The 16,310-nt window shown below is 69.4% G+C and carries 10 protein-coding genes and 1 pseudogene; 6 read left to right on the top strand and 5 right to left on the bottom strand.

Going from position 1 to position 16,310, the window contains the following annotated elements; all coding sequences use genetic code 11:
- Window positions 1-113: 113 nt before the first annotated feature.
- The 3 genes from IE262_RS07225 to IE262_RS07215 all read left to right on the top strand — a co-directional run bounded on the left by IE262_RS07225 (window position 114) and on the right by IE262_RS07215 (window position 3,881).
- Window positions 114-1,118: a carbohydrate ABC transporter permease gene (locus IE262_RS07225; protein WP_189872134.1), complete on the top strand. Its 1,005-nt coding sequence runs from the start codon at window positions 114-116 to the stop codon at window positions 1,116-1,118.
- 18 nt (window positions 1,119-1,136) lie between these two features.
- Entirely contained in the window at window positions 1,137-2,045 is a 909-nt protein-coding gene (locus tag IE262_RS07220) for a sugar ABC transporter permease (protein ID WP_189872132.1), read from the top strand.
- A 132-nt stretch (window positions 2,046-2,177) separates the two neighbouring features.
- Window positions 2,178-3,881 carry a glycoside hydrolase family 13 protein gene (locus IE262_RS07215; protein ID WP_189872130.1) on the top strand — a complete coding sequence of 568 codons (1,704 nt, stop codon included), beginning with the start codon at window positions 2,178-2,180 and terminating at the stop codon, window positions 3,879-3,881.
- A gap of 158 nt (window positions 3,882-4,039) precedes the next feature.
- Here IE262_RS07215 and IE262_RS40515 read toward each other — a convergent pair.
- The 3 genes and pseudogenes from IE262_RS40515 to IE262_RS07205 form a co-directional block, all read right to left on the bottom strand.
- A pseudogene (locus IE262_RS40515) lies at window positions 4,040-4,139 on the bottom strand (IS5/IS1182 family transposase); the annotation flags it as partial.
- A 1-nt stretch (window position 4,140) separates the two neighbouring features.
- Window positions 4,141-4,929 (bottom strand): hypothetical protein, encoded by a 789-nt coding sequence (locus tag IE262_RS07210; protein ID WP_189872128.1) that lies wholly within the window; start codon window positions 4,927-4,929, stop codon window positions 4,141-4,143.
- A 492-nt stretch (window positions 4,930-5,421) separates the two neighbouring features.
- Window positions 5,422-5,835: a cytidine deaminase family protein gene (locus IE262_RS07205; protein ID WP_189872126.1), complete on the bottom strand. Its 414-nt coding sequence runs from the start codon at window positions 5,833-5,835 to the stop codon at window positions 5,422-5,424.
- Window positions 5,836-6,013: 178 nt separating this feature from the next.
- Between IE262_RS07205 and IE262_RS07200 the strand changes: the two genes are divergently transcribed.
- The 3 genes from IE262_RS07200 (at window position 6,014) to IE262_RS07190 (ending at window position 13,456) form a co-directional block, all read left to right on the top strand.
- Complete coding sequence (locus IE262_RS07200) at window positions 6,014-7,393, top strand: alpha-amylase (RefSeq protein WP_189872124.1); 1,380 nt, start codon at window positions 6,014-6,016, stop codon at window positions 7,391-7,393.
- A gap of 235 nt (window positions 7,394-7,628) precedes the next feature.
- On the top strand, window positions 7,629-13,046 hold the full coding sequence (gene pulA, locus IE262_RS07195) for a pullulanase-type alpha-1,6-glucosidase (RefSeq protein WP_189872122.1): 5,418 nt from the start codon (window positions 7,629-7,631) through the stop codon (window positions 13,044-13,046).
- 53 nt (window positions 13,047-13,099) lie between these two features.
- Window positions 13,100-13,456, top strand: coding sequence for a 5-carboxymethyl-2-hydroxymuconate Delta-isomerase (locus tag IE262_RS07190; protein WP_134032174.1), 357 nt, complete (start codon window positions 13,100-13,102; stop codon window positions 13,454-13,456).
- Between the two features lie 34 nt (window positions 13,457-13,490).
- Here IE262_RS07190 and IE262_RS07185 read toward each other — a convergent pair whose 3' ends face one another.
- Together IE262_RS07185 and IE262_RS07180 are read right to left on the bottom strand one after the other, a co-directional pair.
- On the bottom strand, window positions 13,491-14,213 hold the full coding sequence (locus IE262_RS07185) for a TetR/AcrR family transcriptional regulator (protein WP_134032177.1): 723 nt from the start codon (window positions 14,211-14,213) through the stop codon (window positions 13,491-13,493).
- A gap of 90 nt (window positions 14,214-14,303) precedes the next feature.
- Complete coding sequence (locus tag IE262_RS07180) at window positions 14,304-16,220, bottom strand: hypothetical protein (RefSeq protein WP_189872120.1); 1,917 nt, start codon at window positions 16,218-16,220, stop codon at window positions 14,304-14,306.
- Between the last annotated feature and the right edge of the window lie 90 nt (window positions 16,221-16,310).

Here is a 16,310-nt window from a genome sequence, read left to right as displayed (position 1 = left end):
TCCGAGTGGCCGCCGGGTCCGCCTTTCGGGGGACGGACCCGGCGGTCACCGGTCCGTACGCGGGCTCTCTGTACGCGGGCTCCACCACGTGATCTCCCAGAAGGTGTCGCACCATGACAGTCGCCATCGACCGCGCGACCGGCAAACGCCGCGGTGAGCGGACCCCGCGCCCCGGTCCGCTGACGCGTCTGAAGCACACGTACCAGAAGTACTGGTACGCGTACGCCATGATCGCCCCCGTGGCCGTCGTGCTCGGCGTCCTCGTGCTCTATCCCCTGGCGTACGGCTTCTACCTGTCGCTCACCGACGCCGACAGCCTCAACTCGGCCCGCACCATCGGCGTCAACCGGATCGAGGCCACCTACACGTTCATCGGCCTCGACAACTACGCCGACATCCTGTGGGGCGACACCGCGTACGACCGGTTCTGGTCGCACTTCGTCTGGACCATCGTCTGGACCGCCGCCTGTGTGACGCTCCACTACGTGATCGGCCTTGGCCTCGCGCTGCTGCTCAACCAGAGGATCCGCGGCCGGACCCTGTACCGCCTCGTCCTGGTCCTGCCGTGGGCCGTGCCCACCTTCGTCACCGTCTTCGGCTGGCGCTTCATGCTGGCCGACACCGGCCTCATCAACTCGGCCCTCGACGCCCTCCACCTGCCGACCCCCCTGTGGCTGGAGGACACCTTCTGGCAGCGGTTCGCCGCGATCATGGTCAACACCTGGTGCGGCGTGCCGTTCATGATGCTCTCGCTGCTCGGCGGACTGCAGTCCATCGACACGTCCCTGTACGAGGCCGCCGAGATGGACGGCGCGAGCGCCTGGCAGCGGTTCCGGTACGTCACCCTGCCGGGCCTGAGGTCCGTCAGCTCCACCGTCGTCCTGCTCGGCGTGATCTGGACCTTCAACCAGTTCGCCATCATCTTCCTGCTGTTCGGCGGTACCGCCCCGGACGCCGACATCCTCGTGACGTGGGCGTACTACCTGGGCTTCGGCCAGCAGCCGCGCGACTTCGCGCAGTCGGCCGCGTACGGCATGCTGCTCCTCTCCGTCCTGGTCGTCTTCACCGCCTTCTACCGCCGCTGGCTGAACCGCGACGAGCCGCAGCTCGCGAACTGAGGCAGGAGATCTTTTGCCATGAGCACCACGACCCTCAAGACCTCCTCCGCGACGGACCCGGCCCCCTCCACCGCCGCGCCGCGCAAGGGGCGCCGACGCGGTGAGCGGAGCCCCGGCGCCCTGCTCGCCACGCACGGCGTCCTCGCCGTCGCGAGCCTCATCGCGCTCTTCCCGGTCGCCTGGCTGGTCTTCCTGTCCCTCGGCCCGGACAAGGACGACTACCTCCACCCCGGGCGGATCTTCGGGAAGATGACGCTCGACAACTACGTCTTCGTGCTCCAGGAGACCAAGTTCTTCGACTGGCTCACGAGCACGCTCGTCGTCTCGCTCGGCACCACGGTCATCGGCGTCCTGGTCGCCGCGACGACCGGCTACGCCGTGTCGCGCATGCGCTTTCCGGGCTACAAGAAGTTCATGTGGGTGCTTCTGCTGACCCAGATGTTCCCGATCGCCGTACTCATCGTGCCGATGTACCAGATTCTGTCGGAACTCCAGCTCATCGACAGTTACCTTGGCCTCATCCTCGTCTACTGCTCGACCGCCGTGCCGTACTGCGCCTGGCTCCTCAAGGGCTACTTCGACACGATCCCGTTCGAGATCGACGAGGCGGGGCGCGTCGACGGGCTGACCCCCTTCGGCACGTTCGCGCGGCTGATCCTGCCGCTGGCCAAACCCGGCCTGGCGGTGGCCGCGTTCTACAGCTTCATCACCGCGTTCGGCGAGGTCGCCTTCGCCTCGACGTTCATGCTGTCCGACACGAAGTACACCTTCGCGGTCGGTCTGCAGAGCTTCGTCAGCGAGCACGACGCACAGCGCCAGTACATGGCCGCGACAGCCGTGCTGGTCGCCGTCCCCGTCTCGGTGTTCTTCTACCTCGTGCAGAAGAACCTGGTGACGGGGCTGACGGCGGGCGGCACGAAGGGCTGACGTCCCCGGACCGGCTCCCGCGCGGACTCCCACGTGGACTCCCGCGTGCCGTGCCGCCCGGTCACCCCGCCCGCGACCCCGATGGCCCGAACCCGACCCCGAACCCGACCCCGACTACGCACCAAGGACGATATGAGCCAGCACTCCGCCGACCCTGCCCCGTCCCCGGCCCCCTCCTCGACGACAGCCGTCGCCACCGTTGCCGGACACCGCGACTGGTGGCGCGACGCGGTGATCTACCAGGTGTACCCGCGCAGCTTCGCCGACAGCGACGGCGACGGCATGGGCGACCTGGAGGGCGTACGCTCCCGCCTGCCGTACCTGCGCGACCTCGGCGTGGACGCCGTGTGGCTGTCCCCCTTCTACTCCTCGCCGCAGGCCGACGCCGGCTACGACGTGGCCGACTACCGCGCCGTGGACCCCATGTTCGGCAACCTCCTCGACGCCGACGCCCTGATCCGCGACGCCCACGCGCTGGGCCTGAGGATCATCGTCGACCTCGTCCCCAACCACTCCTCCGACCAGCACGAGTGGTTCAAACGGGCGCTCACGGAGGGCCCCGGCTCCCCGCTCCGCGACCGCTACCACTTCCGCCCCGGCAAGGGCCCGGCCGGCGAACTCCCGCCCAACGACTGGGAGTCCATCTTCGGCGGCCCGGCGTGGACACGCGTCACCGAACCGGACGGCACGCCCGGCGAGTGGTACCTCCACCTCTTCGCACCCGAACAGCCGGACTTCAACTGGGACCACCCGGCAGTCGGCGACGAGTTCCGCTCGATCCTCCGCTTCTGGCTCGACATGGGCGTGGACGGCTTCCGCATCGATGTCGCGCACGGCATGGTGAAGGCGGCCGGACTGCCGGACATCGGAGGCCACGACCAGGTGAAGCTCCTGGGCAACGATGTCATGCCGTTCTTCGACCAGGACGGCGTGCACGAGATCTACCGCGCATGGCGCCTGATCCTCGACGAGTACGCGGGCGAGCGCATCTTCGTGGCGGAGGCCTGGACCCCGACGATCGAGCGCACCGCGAACTACGTACGCCCCGACGAACTGCACCAGGCCTTCAACTTCCAGTACCTGAGCACCCACTGGGACGCCGCCGAGCTCCGCTCCGTCATCGACCGCACCCTGGACGCGATGCGCCCGGTCGGCGCCCCCGCCACCTGGGTGCTGTCCAACCACGACGTCACCCGCCACGCCACACGCTTCGCCAACGAGGCCGGCCTCGGCACACAGATCCGCTCGGCGGGCAACCGCGAGCTGGGCCTGCGCAGGGCACGCGCGGCGACGCTGCTGATGCTGGCCCTGCCCGGCTCTGCCTACATCTACCAGGGCGAGGAACTGGGCCTGCCCGACGTGGTGGACCTGCCCGACGAGGTACGCCAGGACCCCGCGTACTTCCGGGGCGCCGGACAGGACGGCTTCCGCGACGGCTGCCGGGTGCCGATCCCGTGGACGCGCGAGGGCTCGTCGTACGGCTTCGGAGCGGGTGGTTCATGGCTTCCGCAGCCGGAGGGCTGGGGCGACCTGAGCGTCGAGGCCCAGACGGGCGAGCCGGACTCGACACTGGAGCTCTACCGCACCGCGCTCGCCGCACGCCGCGAACAGCCCGACCTGGGCGCGGGCGACGCGGTGGAGTGGCTGAAGTCCCCCGAGGGCGTCCTCGCCTTCCGCCGCGGCGGCTTCGTGTGCGTCGCGAACACCACGAGCGAGACGGTACGGATCCCGGCGTACGGGCGTGTCCTGGTCGCGAGTGGTGAGGTGACGATCGCGTCGGCGGAGGACGAGGCGAAGGTGGCGGGGGATACGACTGTGTGGTGGGCGACGGACTGAGGATTGTCAAAAGGTCGGTCTCGCAACGACCCTCGGTTGCGCTTCAGGGTCCGCCGCCCGGTCGTGGGTGGCGGACCCTGCTGTGGGGGGAGCCAGGACGCTGAGCAAAAGCGTCGGCCGGGGCTTGGGGCGCCGAAGTGGGTTGTTGGCGTGCCCGTTCATGCGGCGAGGGCGAGCCTGTACCTGCGGGCGACGGCTTGGACGGCGTGGTGGAGGCCGTCGCCGCGCTGCCCAGTCCCGGAGGATCTTGTAGCTCTGTTCAGCGATACGCCCTGCCGCGTACATAGGCAATGACGAGGGTGATCGCGGTGATGGCGCACAGCAGCATGCCGAAGGTCAGGAAGGCGATGCCTGCCTCGCTGATGCCCGGTTCGGTGGTCACTATGGTCATGCCCTGACCGTCGTGGGTCCGGTGTTCCTTGTCCGGGTGGTCCGCGATGTAGAAGATCATCGCGGGGATCGCTGCCGCGCAGGCCGCGGCTCCTGCCAGCGGCCAACTGCCCGCCCGGCCGTACCAGGGGATCCGCGGTTTCAGAGCGACGTGCGGGCACTGTGTCAGCAGGGCGCGTCCCAGGTCGCCGGCGCGTTCGGTGAGCCCGTCAGCCCGGAGCCGGGTGCCGTCGTCGAGGTCGATCTCAATGCGGTAGCCGTTGCCGAGTCGGGTCGCAATGCCGTTCACCGCGTCGCCGTCGATGTGAAGCGAGGTGACGCGGGTCCAGGGCCAACCCGCGGCTCCCCGCTGGGATCCGTGGACCAGACCACCCTGGCGCACCTCGAAATACTCGCCGCGCTCGCCGCGCAGGGCCCGCGCGATCTGGGTCGCCGCGATCGCTATGGCGCCCAGCGCAAGGCCGAGCAGCAGACCGATCGCCCTGTTGCTGCCGGTCGACCCCTCGCCGGTTGCCGACCAGCCCCACACGCCCAGCCAGCCGGACGGGATGGCTATAAGCAGTGCGCAGCCTGCGTTCACCCATCGCTTCCGGTGGTCCACCGTGTGCCGGCTGACCAGCGGGCCGAGGCCGTCGAACGCGTTGGATCCTTCAGTCACCGGGGAAGTGAAGCATCCGAGCCGTCAGCTCCACAAGATCAGCTATTCCCGCGTAGCGGTTCCAACTGGCCCGCACGCTGATGGCCACCGCTCAACTCGCTGCCTCGCGCACCCAGCGCGTCGTCCTCACCCGTGACAGCCGGTCCGGACACCTGTTCCTCGATGCCGCCACCGGCGCCTGGGCGGTGGTGTGGGAGAGGCATGGTCGTGAATGGTCCGGCAGAGCCGCCAGTCCCGCATCTGGGGACGCCGTGACCGCGCACTACGCTCACACCCTCTACTTGCGGTCGAGGGCCCAAGAGTTCGTCGCGTCGCTGCGGGATGCCGACTCCGGCCAACGCAGTTCTCGGTGTACGGCGGCGGCCCGTCGATAGGTAAAACCGCAGATGCGACACATTTCCCGGATGTGTCACATCCCGGTAGGTGCACCACCCGGGAACGCGCGGCTATCGGTAGCGGCTGACGGATTCAGCCCGTGCTGAGCGGCTCGGCTCACTCGGATTCAAGTTGGTGGTCTGCCCAGACATAGCTGTCGGGCAGCAAGTCGGTGATGAGGACGGTTCGGGTGCGATCGTCTTGGCCGACGATGACCTTGAGGGTGGGGAAGTAGTCGAGAAGGACCTGACGGCACCTGCCGCACGGGGGAACGACTCCGCGGTCGCGGTCGCCCATGGCGACGATGGTGTCCAGCTCGTAGGCGCCCTGGGCGGCGGCCGTGCCGATGAGGACCAGCTCGGCGCAGGGGCATCCCGTGAAGTGGTAGGCGTTCACCGCGGTGATGATCCGGCCGTCGCCGGCCCGGGCCGCGGCTGCCATGGTGTGGTTGTCTCCCCGGCAGCGCGTGCGCGCGGTGTGGGCCGCGGCCTGGATGAGTTCGTGGTCGATGTGCTGGATCTGCGGTGTCATCTTCCCTCCATGGAATCAGTCGCGTGAGGTCTCGCTTCAACTGCGTCCAGAGGGTTGACCAGTTGGACAAGAGACTCATACCGTCTGCTCGACTGAAATATTTCAGTCGTCTTTCAGCAAGAACCTTCAATGCCATCCTCCACCCTCCATGGCACCTTCGACGAAGAAGGACCCCCACATGGCCAGCAGAATCCTCTCCGGCGCCCTCGCCCTGACGGCAGCGGCGGCCGCTCTTGTCATGTCCCCGACTTCCGCCCAGGCCTCCCCGCCGGGCAGCAAGGACGTCACCGCCGTCCTCTTCGAGTGGAAGTTCGACTCGGTGGCGAAGGAGTGCACGAACACCCTCGGTCCCGCCGGGTACGGCTACGTCCAGGTCTCCCCGCCCGCCGAGCACATACAGGGCTCCCAGTGGTGGACCTCGTACCAGCCGGTGAGCTACAAGATCGCCGGACGGCTCGGTGACGCGACCGCGTTCCGGAACATGGTCAACACCTGCCACGCGGCCGGTGTGAAGGTCGTCGTCGACACGGTCATCAACCACATGTCGGCGGGCAGCGGCACGGGCACGGGCGGCTCCTCGTACAGCAAGTACACCTACCCCGGCCTGTACTCCTCGTACGACTTCGACGACTGCACCTCGCAGATCACCAACTACCAGGACCGCTGGAACGTCCAGCGCTGCGAACTCGTCGGTCTCGCGGACCTGGACACCGGTGAGGAGTACGTCCGCTCGGCGGTCGCCGGCTACATGAACAGCCTGCTCGGGTACGGCGTCGACGGCTTCCGCATCGACGCGGCCAAGCACATGGACACCGCCGACCTCGCCACCATCAAGTCGCGGCTGACCAACCCGAACGCGTACTGGAAGCAGGAGGTCATCTACGGCAGCGGGGAGGCGGTGCAGCCCACCGAGTACACCCGCAACGGCGACGTCCAGGAGTTCCGCTACGCCTACGACCTCAAGCGGGTCTTCAACAACGAGAACCTCGCCTACCTCAAGAACTACGGCGAGGGCTGGGGCTATATGAGCAGCTCCGTCGCAGGAGTCTTCGTCGACAACCACGACACCGAGCGCAACGGCTCCACACTCAGCTACAAGGACAACGCCAACTACACGCTGGCCAACGTCTTCATGCTCGCCTGGCCGTACGGCGCGCCCGACATCAACTCCGGTTACGAGTTCTCCGACACGGACGCCGGCCCGCCGAACGGCGGCACCGTGAACGCCTGCTGGCAGAACGGCTGGAAGTGCCAGCACGCCTGGCCCGAGATCCAGCGCATGGTCGCCTTCCGCAACGCCACCCGTGGCGAGTCCGTCACCAACTGGTGGGACAACGGCGGCGACGCCATCGCCTTCGGGCGGGGCAGCAAGGGGTACGTGGCCATCAACCACGAAGCCGGCTCCCTGACCCGTACGTACCAGACCTCGCTGCCCGCGGGGACGTACTGCAACGTGCAGAACAACACGACCGTGACGGTGAACGGTTCGGGTCAGCTCACCGCGACCCTTGGCTCCAACACCGCGCTGGCCGTGTACGCGGGGAAGTCGAGCTGCTGAGCCGACCGGGTCCGGACGGTTCGCTGTCCGGACCCGGCCCCGGACCGGGACCTGGGCCCGGACTCGGTGTCGGTGCTGGTCGATCACCCGACATGGAAATTTCTTGCTGCCTGTTTCAAGACTCTTGCTGCAAGGCTTTCGTCGGCGATACGGTCGCGCGGGCGCCCGGCGCAGGAGCCGTGCCGCGGCGTGGGGCCGGACCTGTTCGAGCCGTCGTCGCAAGGAGTTCAGAGCTGTGATACCGAGATGGCCGGCGCCCCGGACGCGCCGTACGCACCGTGCCGGAAGAGTCGCGGCGGTCACCGCGGCCGTGACCGCGGGCGCCCTCGCCGCAGTCCTCGTCCAGCCCCTCGCGGCACGGGCCGGCACCCCGCCTCCGCCTCCGTCCGACGCATCCCTCGCGAAGGCCGCGAGCCGCCACGACCTCACTCGCGAGCAGTTCTACTTCGTCCTGCCGGACCGTTTCGCCAACGGTGACGCGTCCAACGACAAGGGCGGGCTGACCGGTTCACGCCTCAGCACCGGCTACGACCCCACCGACAAGGGCTTCTACCAGGGTGGCGACCTCAAGGGCCTGACCCGGAAGCTCGACTACATCAAGGGGCTGGGGACCACCGCCATCTGGATGGCACCCCTCTTCAAGAACCAGCCCGTGCAGGGCACCGGCAGCAACGCCTCCGCCGGCTACCACGGTTACTGGATCACCGACTTCACCCAGGTAGACCCGCACTTCGGGACGAACAAGGACCTGGAGAACCTGATTTCCAAGGCGCACGCCAAGGGGATGAAGGTCTTCTTCGACGTCATCACCAACCACACCGCCGATGTCGTCGACTATGAGGAGAAGTCCTACGACTACCTCTCCAAGGGCGCCTTCCCGTACCTGACGAAGGACGGCGAGCCCTTCGACGACGCGGACTACGCGGGCGCTTCCCGGTTCCCCGCGGTCGACGCCGCCGCCTTTCCACGGAAGCCGAAGGTCACCCGGGACACCAAGGTCCCGTCCTGGCTCAACGACCCGACGATGTACCACAACCGGGGCGATTCGACATACGCGGGGGAGTCGACGACCCACGGAGACTTCTCCGGCCTCGACGACCTGTGGACCGAGCGGCCCGAGGTCGTCGCGGGCATGGAGAAGATCTACCAGCGCTGGGTCAGGGACTTCGACATCGACGGCTTCCGGATCGACACCGTGAAGCACGTCAACATGGAGTTCTGGACCCAGTGGGCCACCGCCCTGGACGCCTACGCGGCCGGACAAGGGCGCGACGACTTCTTCATGTTCGGTGAGGTCTACTCCGCCGACACCTCCGTCACCGCGCCGTACGTCACCCAGGGCCGCCTCGACTCCACGCTCGACTTCCCCTTCCAGGACGCGGCACGGTCGTACGCCTCCCAGGGCGGCAGCGCCAAGAAGCTGGCCTCCGTCTTCGGCGACGACTACAAGTACACGACCGACAAGGCCAACGCGTATGAGCAGGTCACCTTCCTCGGCAACCACGACATGGGCCGTGTGGGGTACTTCCTCAAGCAGGACAACCCGAACGCGTCCGACGCCGAACTGCTGAAGAAGGACCGGTTCGCCAATGAGCTGATGTTCCTCAGCCGCGGCAACCCTGTCGTCTATTACGGCGACGAGCAGGGCTTCACCGGTTCCGGCGGTGACAAGGACGCCCGGCAGACGATGTTCGCCTCCCGTACGGCCGACTACCTCGACGACGACCAGATCGGCACGGACCGCACCCACGCCGACGACGCGTACGACACGAGAGCACCGCTCTATCAGCAGATCAGTGCTCTCGCCGAGCTCCGCAAGGCCAACCCCGCGCTCGCCGACGGTGTGCAGACGCAGCGGTACGCGGCTGACGGCGCGGGTGTGTACGCCTTCTCCCGTACGGACGCGAAGACCGGCACCGAATACGTCGTCGCCTTCAACAACGCCGAGGACGCCAAGACGGCCACCTTCGCGACCGGTTCGGCGGAGATGAGGTTCCGGGGCATCTACGGGACGGACACGTCCCTCACCAGCGGCTCCGACAGGACGATCACCGTCACCGTCCCGGCCGGCTCCTCGGTCGTCCTCAAGGCAACCGACGGGCTCGCCCAGCCCGCCACCAAGCCCACCATCGCCCTCAAGGCTCCGGCCTCCGGCGCCACCGGCACCGTCGAGATCAGCGCCGACGTCGCGGGCGGGCAGCTCAACCGCGTCGTCTTCGCCGCCCAGATCGGCAACGGGGAGTGGAAGACGCTCGGGTCCGCCGACCACGCGCCGTACAAGGTCACCCAGACCATCGGCAAGGACGTACCGCCCGGAACCGCCCTGCGGTACAAGGCGGTTGTGGTGGACTCCGCCGGCCGTACGGTGAGCGCGACCGCCGCTTCGGCCACCGGCACCCCGCCCGCCCCCGAAATCCCCACCGCCTCCTCCCGCGACTACGCGATCGTCCACTACAAGCGCGCCGACGGCGACTACGACGACTGGGGCCTGTACGCCTGGGGCGACCTCGCCGACGGAGAGGGGACCACCTGGCCCGACAGCCATCCCTTCACCGGCCGTGACGCGTACGGCGCCTTCGCCTACGTCAAGCTCAAGCCGGGCGCCTCGACCGTGGGCTTCCTCGTCATCGACAAGGACGGAAACAAGGACGTCGCCGCCGACCGTTCGATCGACGTCACGAAGACCGGTGAGGTCTGGATCGAGCAGGGCGAGGAGGCCGTACGCACGCAGAAGCCGACGGCCGACTACCCGGAGCAGGACACGACCAAGGCGGTCCTCCACTACCAGCGCGCCGACGGGAACTACGACGGCTGGGGCCTGCACGTGTGGACCGGTGCCGCGCAGCCCACGGACTGGTCGAAGCCCCTGCAACCGGTGAGGACCGATGCCTACGGCGCCGTGTTCGAAGTGCCGCTCACCGACGGAGCCACCAGTCTCGGTTACATCATCCACAAGGGCGACGAGAAGGACCTCCCCACCGACCAGTCGCTCGACCTCAAGGCCGACGGCCACGAGGTGTGGCTCCTGAACGGGCAGGAGAAGTACCTGCTCCCGCAGCCGGCCGGCTCCGCCGCCGCCCTCGACCTGACCACCTCCAAGGCGGTCTGGATCGACCGGAACACCGTCGCCTGGAACGGCGGCGACACCGCCGCGTCCACCCAGTTGCTGTACTCGCGCACCGGCTCGATCACGGTGAGGGACTCCACGCTGACCAGCGACGACGAGCGCTGGCTGCGGCTGGAGAAGGCCGGCCTCACCGACGCCCAGAAGGCCAAGTTCCCGCACCTGAGCGCGTACACCGCCTGGTCCGTCGACCCGCGCGACCGTGACCGGGTCCGGGAGGCCCTGCGCGGCCAGGTCGTGGCCTCGCAGCGGGCCGCGACCGGCGCGGTGCTCGCGGCGACCGGCGTCCAGATCGCCGGAGTGCTGGACGACCTGTACGACGGGACCGGCGCCGACCTCGGACCGGTCTTCCGCGACGGCCGTCCCACGCTCGCCGTGTGGGCGCCCACCGCGCAGTCCGTGTCCCTGGACCTCGACGGCACCCGTGTGCCCATGAAGCGGGACGACACCACCGGCGTCTGGGCCGTCACCGGCAGCGGGTCCTGGAAGGGCAAGCCGTACCGGTACGTCGTCAAGGTCTGGGCCCCGAGCGTGGGGAAGGTCGTCACCAACCACGTCACCGACCCGTACTCGCTCGCCCTGACGGCCGACTCCGAGCGCAGCCTCGTCGTCGACCTGGACGACCGGTCACTGGCCCCGAGCGGCTGGTCGTCGTACCGGAAACCCGAGGCGGTGCCGCTGAAGGACGCGCAGATCCAGGAGCTGCACATCCGGGACTTCTCCGTCGCGGACAGCACCGTGCCGGCGAAGGACCGGGGCACCTACCTCGCCTTCAGCGACAAGGACAGCGACGGCTCGAAGCATCTGCGGAAGCTCGCCGCCTCCGGCACGTCGTACGTGCACCTGCTGCCCGCCTTCGACATCGCCACCATCCCCGAGAAGAAGGCGGACCAGACGACCGTCGACTGCGATCTCGGCTCGTACGCCCCCGACTCCCCAGAACAGCAGGAGTGCGTGGCGAAGGCCGCCGCGAAGGACGCATACGACTGGGGGTACGACCCGTACCACTACACGGTCCCGGAAGGCTCGTACGCGACCGACCCGGACGGCACCCGGCGCACGGTCGAGTTCCGGACTATGGTCAAGGCGCTCAATGACGACGGGCTCGGGGTCGTGATGGACGTGGTCTACAACCACACCACCGCCAGCGGGCAGGCCGCCACCTCCGTGCTCGACAAGGTGGTGCCCGGCTACTACCACCGGCTCCTCGCGGACGGCTCGGTGGCCACCTCCACCTGCTGCGCGAACACGGCGCCCGAGAACGCCATGATGGGCAAACTGGTCGTGGACTCGATCGTCACCTGGGCCAGGGAGTACAAGGTCGACGGGTTCCGCTTCGACCTGATGGGGCACCACCCGAAGGCCAACATCCTCGCCGTGCGCAAGGCACTGGACGCGCTCACCCTCGACAAGGACGGCGTGGACGGCAAGAAGATCATCCTGTACGGGGAGGGCTGGAACTTCGGCGAGGTCGCCGACGACGCCCGGTTCGTCCAGGCGACACAGCGGCACATGGCGGGCACGGGTGTCGCGACCTTCTCCGACCGGGCGCGTGACGCCGTCCGCGGCGGCGGCCCCTTCGACGACGACCCGGAGGTGCAGGGCTTCGCGTCCGGGCTGTACACCGACCCCAACTCATCGGCGGGCAACGGGAGTCCGGCCGAGCAGCGGGCGCGGCTGCTGCACTACCAGGACCTGATCAAGGTGGGACTCAGCGGCAACCTCGCCTCGTTCGCCTTCACCGACACCAGCGGCAAGCGGGTCAAGGGCTCCGAGGTCGACTACAACGGCTCGCCCGCCGGGTACGCCGATGCCCCCGGCGACGCCCTCGCCTACGCCGACGCCCACGACAACGAGTCACTGTTCGACGCGCTCGCCTACAAGCTGCCGGCATCCGTGAGCGCGGACGACCGGGCCCGGATGCAGGTTCTCGCCATGGCCACGGCCGCCCTCTCGCAGGGCCCGGCGCTGTCCCAGGCCGGCACCGACCTGCTGCGCTCCAAGTCACTGGACCGCAACTCGTACGACAGCGGCGACTGGTTCAACGCCGTCCAATGGGACTGCCGCGACGGCAACGGCTTCGGACGCGGACTGCCGATGGCCGCCGACAACGCGTCCAAGTGGCCCTACGCCAAGCCGCTGCTGCGATCGGTCGCGGTGGACTGCGAGCAGATCCGTGCGACCTCGGCCGCGTACCGGGACCTGCTGCGGATCCGTACGACCGAGGACGTCTTCTCGCTCGACACCGCGGGCCAGGTGCAGGCGGCGCTGTCCTTCCCGCTCTCCGGCAAGGACGAGACACCCGGTGTCCTCACCATGGAACTCGGCGGCCTGGTCGTCGTCCTGAACGCGACGCCCGAGCGGCAGGAGCAGCGGATCGCGGACCTGGCCGGGACGGCGTACGCGCTGCACCCGGTCCAGGCCACGGGCGCGGACCCGGTCGTGAGGACCTCGTCCTACGCGGCGGAATCCGGGACGTTCGCCGTTCCGGGACGTACCGTCGCGGTCTTCGCCCGGGGCACGCGGTAGGTGCCGGCCCCGCGGTTAGGGTGAGCTCAACCGGTCCCACCACAGGAGTGCCCATGCCGCAGATCACCGTCGACTACTCAGCGCCGCTCTCCGAGGGCTTCGACCGGCGTGGCTTCGCGCTCGCCCTGCACGATACGGTGGTGAGGATCGCGGCCGCGAAGTACGAGGCGTGCAAGACGCAGTTCCGTGCGACCGAGGACACGACCGTGGGGCGGGACGAGGACGGTCATGTGGTCGTCCATGTGACGCTCGGGTTGCTGGCGGGACGTACGGAGGAGACGAAGGCGCGGCTCACCGAGGCGGTGCTGGAACTGCTCCGCACGCATGTGAAGCCCGGTGCGGGGGCGGCGTTGCACGCGTCGGCCGAGGTGCGGGAGCTGGACGCGTCGTACCGGAAGTTCGACGCGTAGCCCGCACCGAGCGCCGCCCTCCTGGGAGCGCCCCCTACCGGGGCGCTCCCAGGGCCACCAGGCGGCCCACCAGGTCCGTGAACGGGCCGTCCGTCGGCTCGTCCTTGAGCATCCGGCGCAGGAGGTCCGCCATCTCCTCGTCGTACGCGGCGCTCACCGCCGCCAACGCGGCGAAGTCGTGGACGAGTTGGACCTCAAGTTCCTGGCGCGGGATGCGGCGGCCGTCCAGCCAGATCAGGGCCGTGGACTCGGCGAGGGAGATCCAGGAGCGGATCACCAGCTCCAGCCGGGCGGGTGGGGCGTCGATTCTCAGGTGGGCGAGGATCTGTTCGTACGCGGCCTGCCGCACGCCGTCGATGAGCGCGTTGGTGCGGGACACGGCGTCCCGGGAGCGGGGGCCGTCCCCGGAGACCGCCGGGCCGCCACGCATCAGCGCCGAGAAGCCGGGCCCGTGCTCCTCGACGAAGTCGAAGAAGCGGCGCATCACGCGCAGCAGCCGGGCACCCAGGGGGCCCTCCTGCGGTTCCAGGAAGCGCGCGGTCAGTTCCTCGGAGGCGCGCTTCAACGCGGCTTCGTAGAGGCTGAGCTTGCCGGGAAAGTAGTGGTAGACCAGCGGCCGTGAGATGCCCGCCGCGGACGCTATCTCGTCGATGGAGACCTCGTCGGGTGAGCGTCGGCTGAACAGGTCGAGGGCGACGCCGATCAACTGCTGCCGCCGCTCCTCGACACCCATTCTGCGGCGAACCCCGGTTGGCATACGAACACCTTACCGATTGGATTCGGCCTTCAACGCATCAGATCGGCCAAGATTGTTCACACTTTCGGCGCACCTGGTCACCGAACGCGCTCACTTCAGTCCGGAGATCCGACGGCCGTCGTCCAGAGTGCCCTTCAACCTGGCCTGGGCACCGCGCTGCGCGCGCAGGGCCAGCACATTGCCCTGGGCGGTTCCGCGGATCCCGCCCGTCGCGGTGACCGAGGTCGTGTCCCCGCTGCCGGCGGCGAGCAGGTACCAGGTGCCCGCACCCGACTTCCACAGCACACCGGCGAGGAGGTGCGGGTCACGGGCGCCGCACGCGGAGGAGTCGTCGGCCTTGGCGACGACCGCTCCCCACCGTGCGGCCGGCGCGTGGAACTGGGCCAGCACCCGGGTGCCGCCACCCCGCCAGGTCTCGGCCCGCGTGCACACCCAGGACGCCGTCCCGGTCGCGTCGGGCAGCGCCTGCCGGGCGTACTGCCAGGCGTTCACGGAGCGCACCCCCTGCGACCGCGCGGCGGCGAGCGAGCAGGCATACGGTGACCAGGCCCCGAGCGCCTTCGACGCATCACGCGGCGCGGACGGCCGCCCGGTGGTCAGACGCGCGGGGGTCAGTTCGGCGAGGTCGGTCAGCAGCCGGGGGCCCGACGCGCCGCTCAACTGGAGCGCGTTCCACGAGCGGCACGCGCCCTGGTGCAGCGCGGGACTCGCGAACGCGCCCGTCACCCCGTCCGCCGACACCGGCAGCGCCGACGTCCCGCCGGCCGGCTTCAGCAGGTCCCGTACGGCCGCCTTCGTCACCCAGGGAGCCATCAGATAGCGGACGTTGCCGTCGGCCCGGTTGAGCACCACCGCGCTCGCCTCGGCGCCCGTCGCCCCGTCCACCCGCGCGAAGTCCAGCGCGGCCCCGCCCGTGCCGTCCTTCGGCTCGGCGTACCGCGCGATGCGCAGCCCGTCGTACAGCAGCACGACGCGTGCGGAGTCCACCACGCCCGCGTACAGCAGCTGTGGCGGCCCGGGCGGGGCCCCGGCCGGAGTGCCGGGGGTCGCCGAGACCTGCACGGACTTTCCGGGCCGTGCCCACACGGCGAGGGCCCGCCGTAGTAGCGCCTTGTCTTCGGTGAGCGTTCCGCGTGCGGGCCACACGGAGAAACCGGTGCGCGCGGACGTCTTCCAGGCGGATGCCGACGCGGTCGTCAACCTGCCCGGGTCCAGGGCGGCTTCGGCGGCCGGGTTCCGCGCGTACGGGGGTGCGGCCGCCCCGTCGGGGCCCCAGCCGTCCCCGGGCATGACGAACAGCGCCCCGCACACGACCGCCGCGGCCGTGGCGGCGAGCGCGGCCTTCATGTGCTGTCGGCGCCGCATCAGGTCGGTCGGCCTGGCCTGGAGCGAACAGGGGTCGAACTCGGGGGAGCCGAGCAGGGCGTCCTGAGGCGGTACGCCACCCGCTTCCTTCAGCGCGGTCCCCGGGTCCTCGACTCCGGCCGCGTCCAGCACCTTCCGTACGTCGGCGTCGGACAGCTTCTCCAGGCCCCGCAGGACGTACGCGGCCCGTGCCGGGCCCGAGAGGGCCGACAGACGCTGGTCCAGGGCGAGCTCGTCGGCGCCGCCGGAGCGCGGGAACAGGCGCAGGCCCCACACCTGCGGCAGCAGCGGGGGCAGTTGCGCGCGCTTGGGCCAGGGCCGGAGCCTCAGCGGGCGGCCGGCCTCCAGTGCCGTGCGCAGGACCTGGAGGCGGACGTAGCCGTAGCCCGCGCCGCCGTCGCTTCCCGTCGCCGGTGCCGGGATCGCGGACTTCGACGTACGGCCCCGGGGGAGTGCCCGCTGGGTGAGGGCGTGCGCCGTCAGGACCCGGCGGGTGCGGCCGAGGGCGGGCGGCAGTACGAGGTAGGCGAGCCGGACGAGGCGTGGGTAGTGCTCGACGAGCGCGGCCTCGGCCTGTTCGACGTCGACGGCCGGTTCGGTGGAGGGGGCTGGGGGGCGTGGGGCGACATCCTGTGACTGCACGTTCAGCAGAACGAGCGAATCGTTCGATGGTCACCTTGCCGTAAGCGTCGGAGCAGCGGCCGATTGAGCGCCGAGCGTGCGGGAGCCGTA

Source organism: Streptomyces bluensis (genome assembly GCF_014650715.1).
GTDB lineage: Bacteria > Actinomycetota > Actinomycetes > Streptomycetales > Streptomycetaceae > Streptomyces > Streptomyces bluensis.
This window is presented reverse-complemented; position numbering and strand designations above follow the sequence as displayed.

What these genes read in the sequence shown, in the direction of transcription:
- IE262_RS07220 (WP_189872132.1), top strand. Translation starts at nt 1,137, where the DNA reads ATGAGCACCACGACCCTCAAGACCTCCTCCGCGACGGACCCGGCCCCC.
- IE262_RS07185 (WP_134032177.1), bottom strand. Translation starts at nt 14,213, where the DNA reads ATGCCAACCGGGGTTCGCCGCAGAATGGGTGTCGAGGAGCGGCGGCAG.
- IE262_RS07225 (WP_189872134.1), top strand. Translation starts at nt 114, where the DNA reads ATGACAGTCGCCATCGACCGCGCGACCGGCAAACGCCGCGGTGAGCGG.
- IE262_RS07200 (WP_189872124.1), top strand. Translation starts at nt 6,014, where the DNA reads ATGGCCAGCAGAATCCTCTCCGGCGCCCTCGCCCTGACGGCAGCGGCG.
- IE262_RS07205 (WP_189872126.1), bottom strand. Translation starts at nt 5,835, where the DNA reads ATGACACCGCAGATCCAGCACATCGACCACGAACTCATCCAGGCCGCG.
- IE262_RS07190 (WP_134032174.1), top strand. Translation starts at nt 13,100, where the DNA reads ATGCCGCAGATCACCGTCGACTACTCAGCGCCGCTCTCCGAGGGCTTC.
- IE262_RS07215 (WP_189872130.1), top strand. Translation starts at nt 2,178, where the DNA reads ATGAGCCAGCACTCCGCCGACCCTGCCCCGTCCCCGGCCCCCTCCTCG.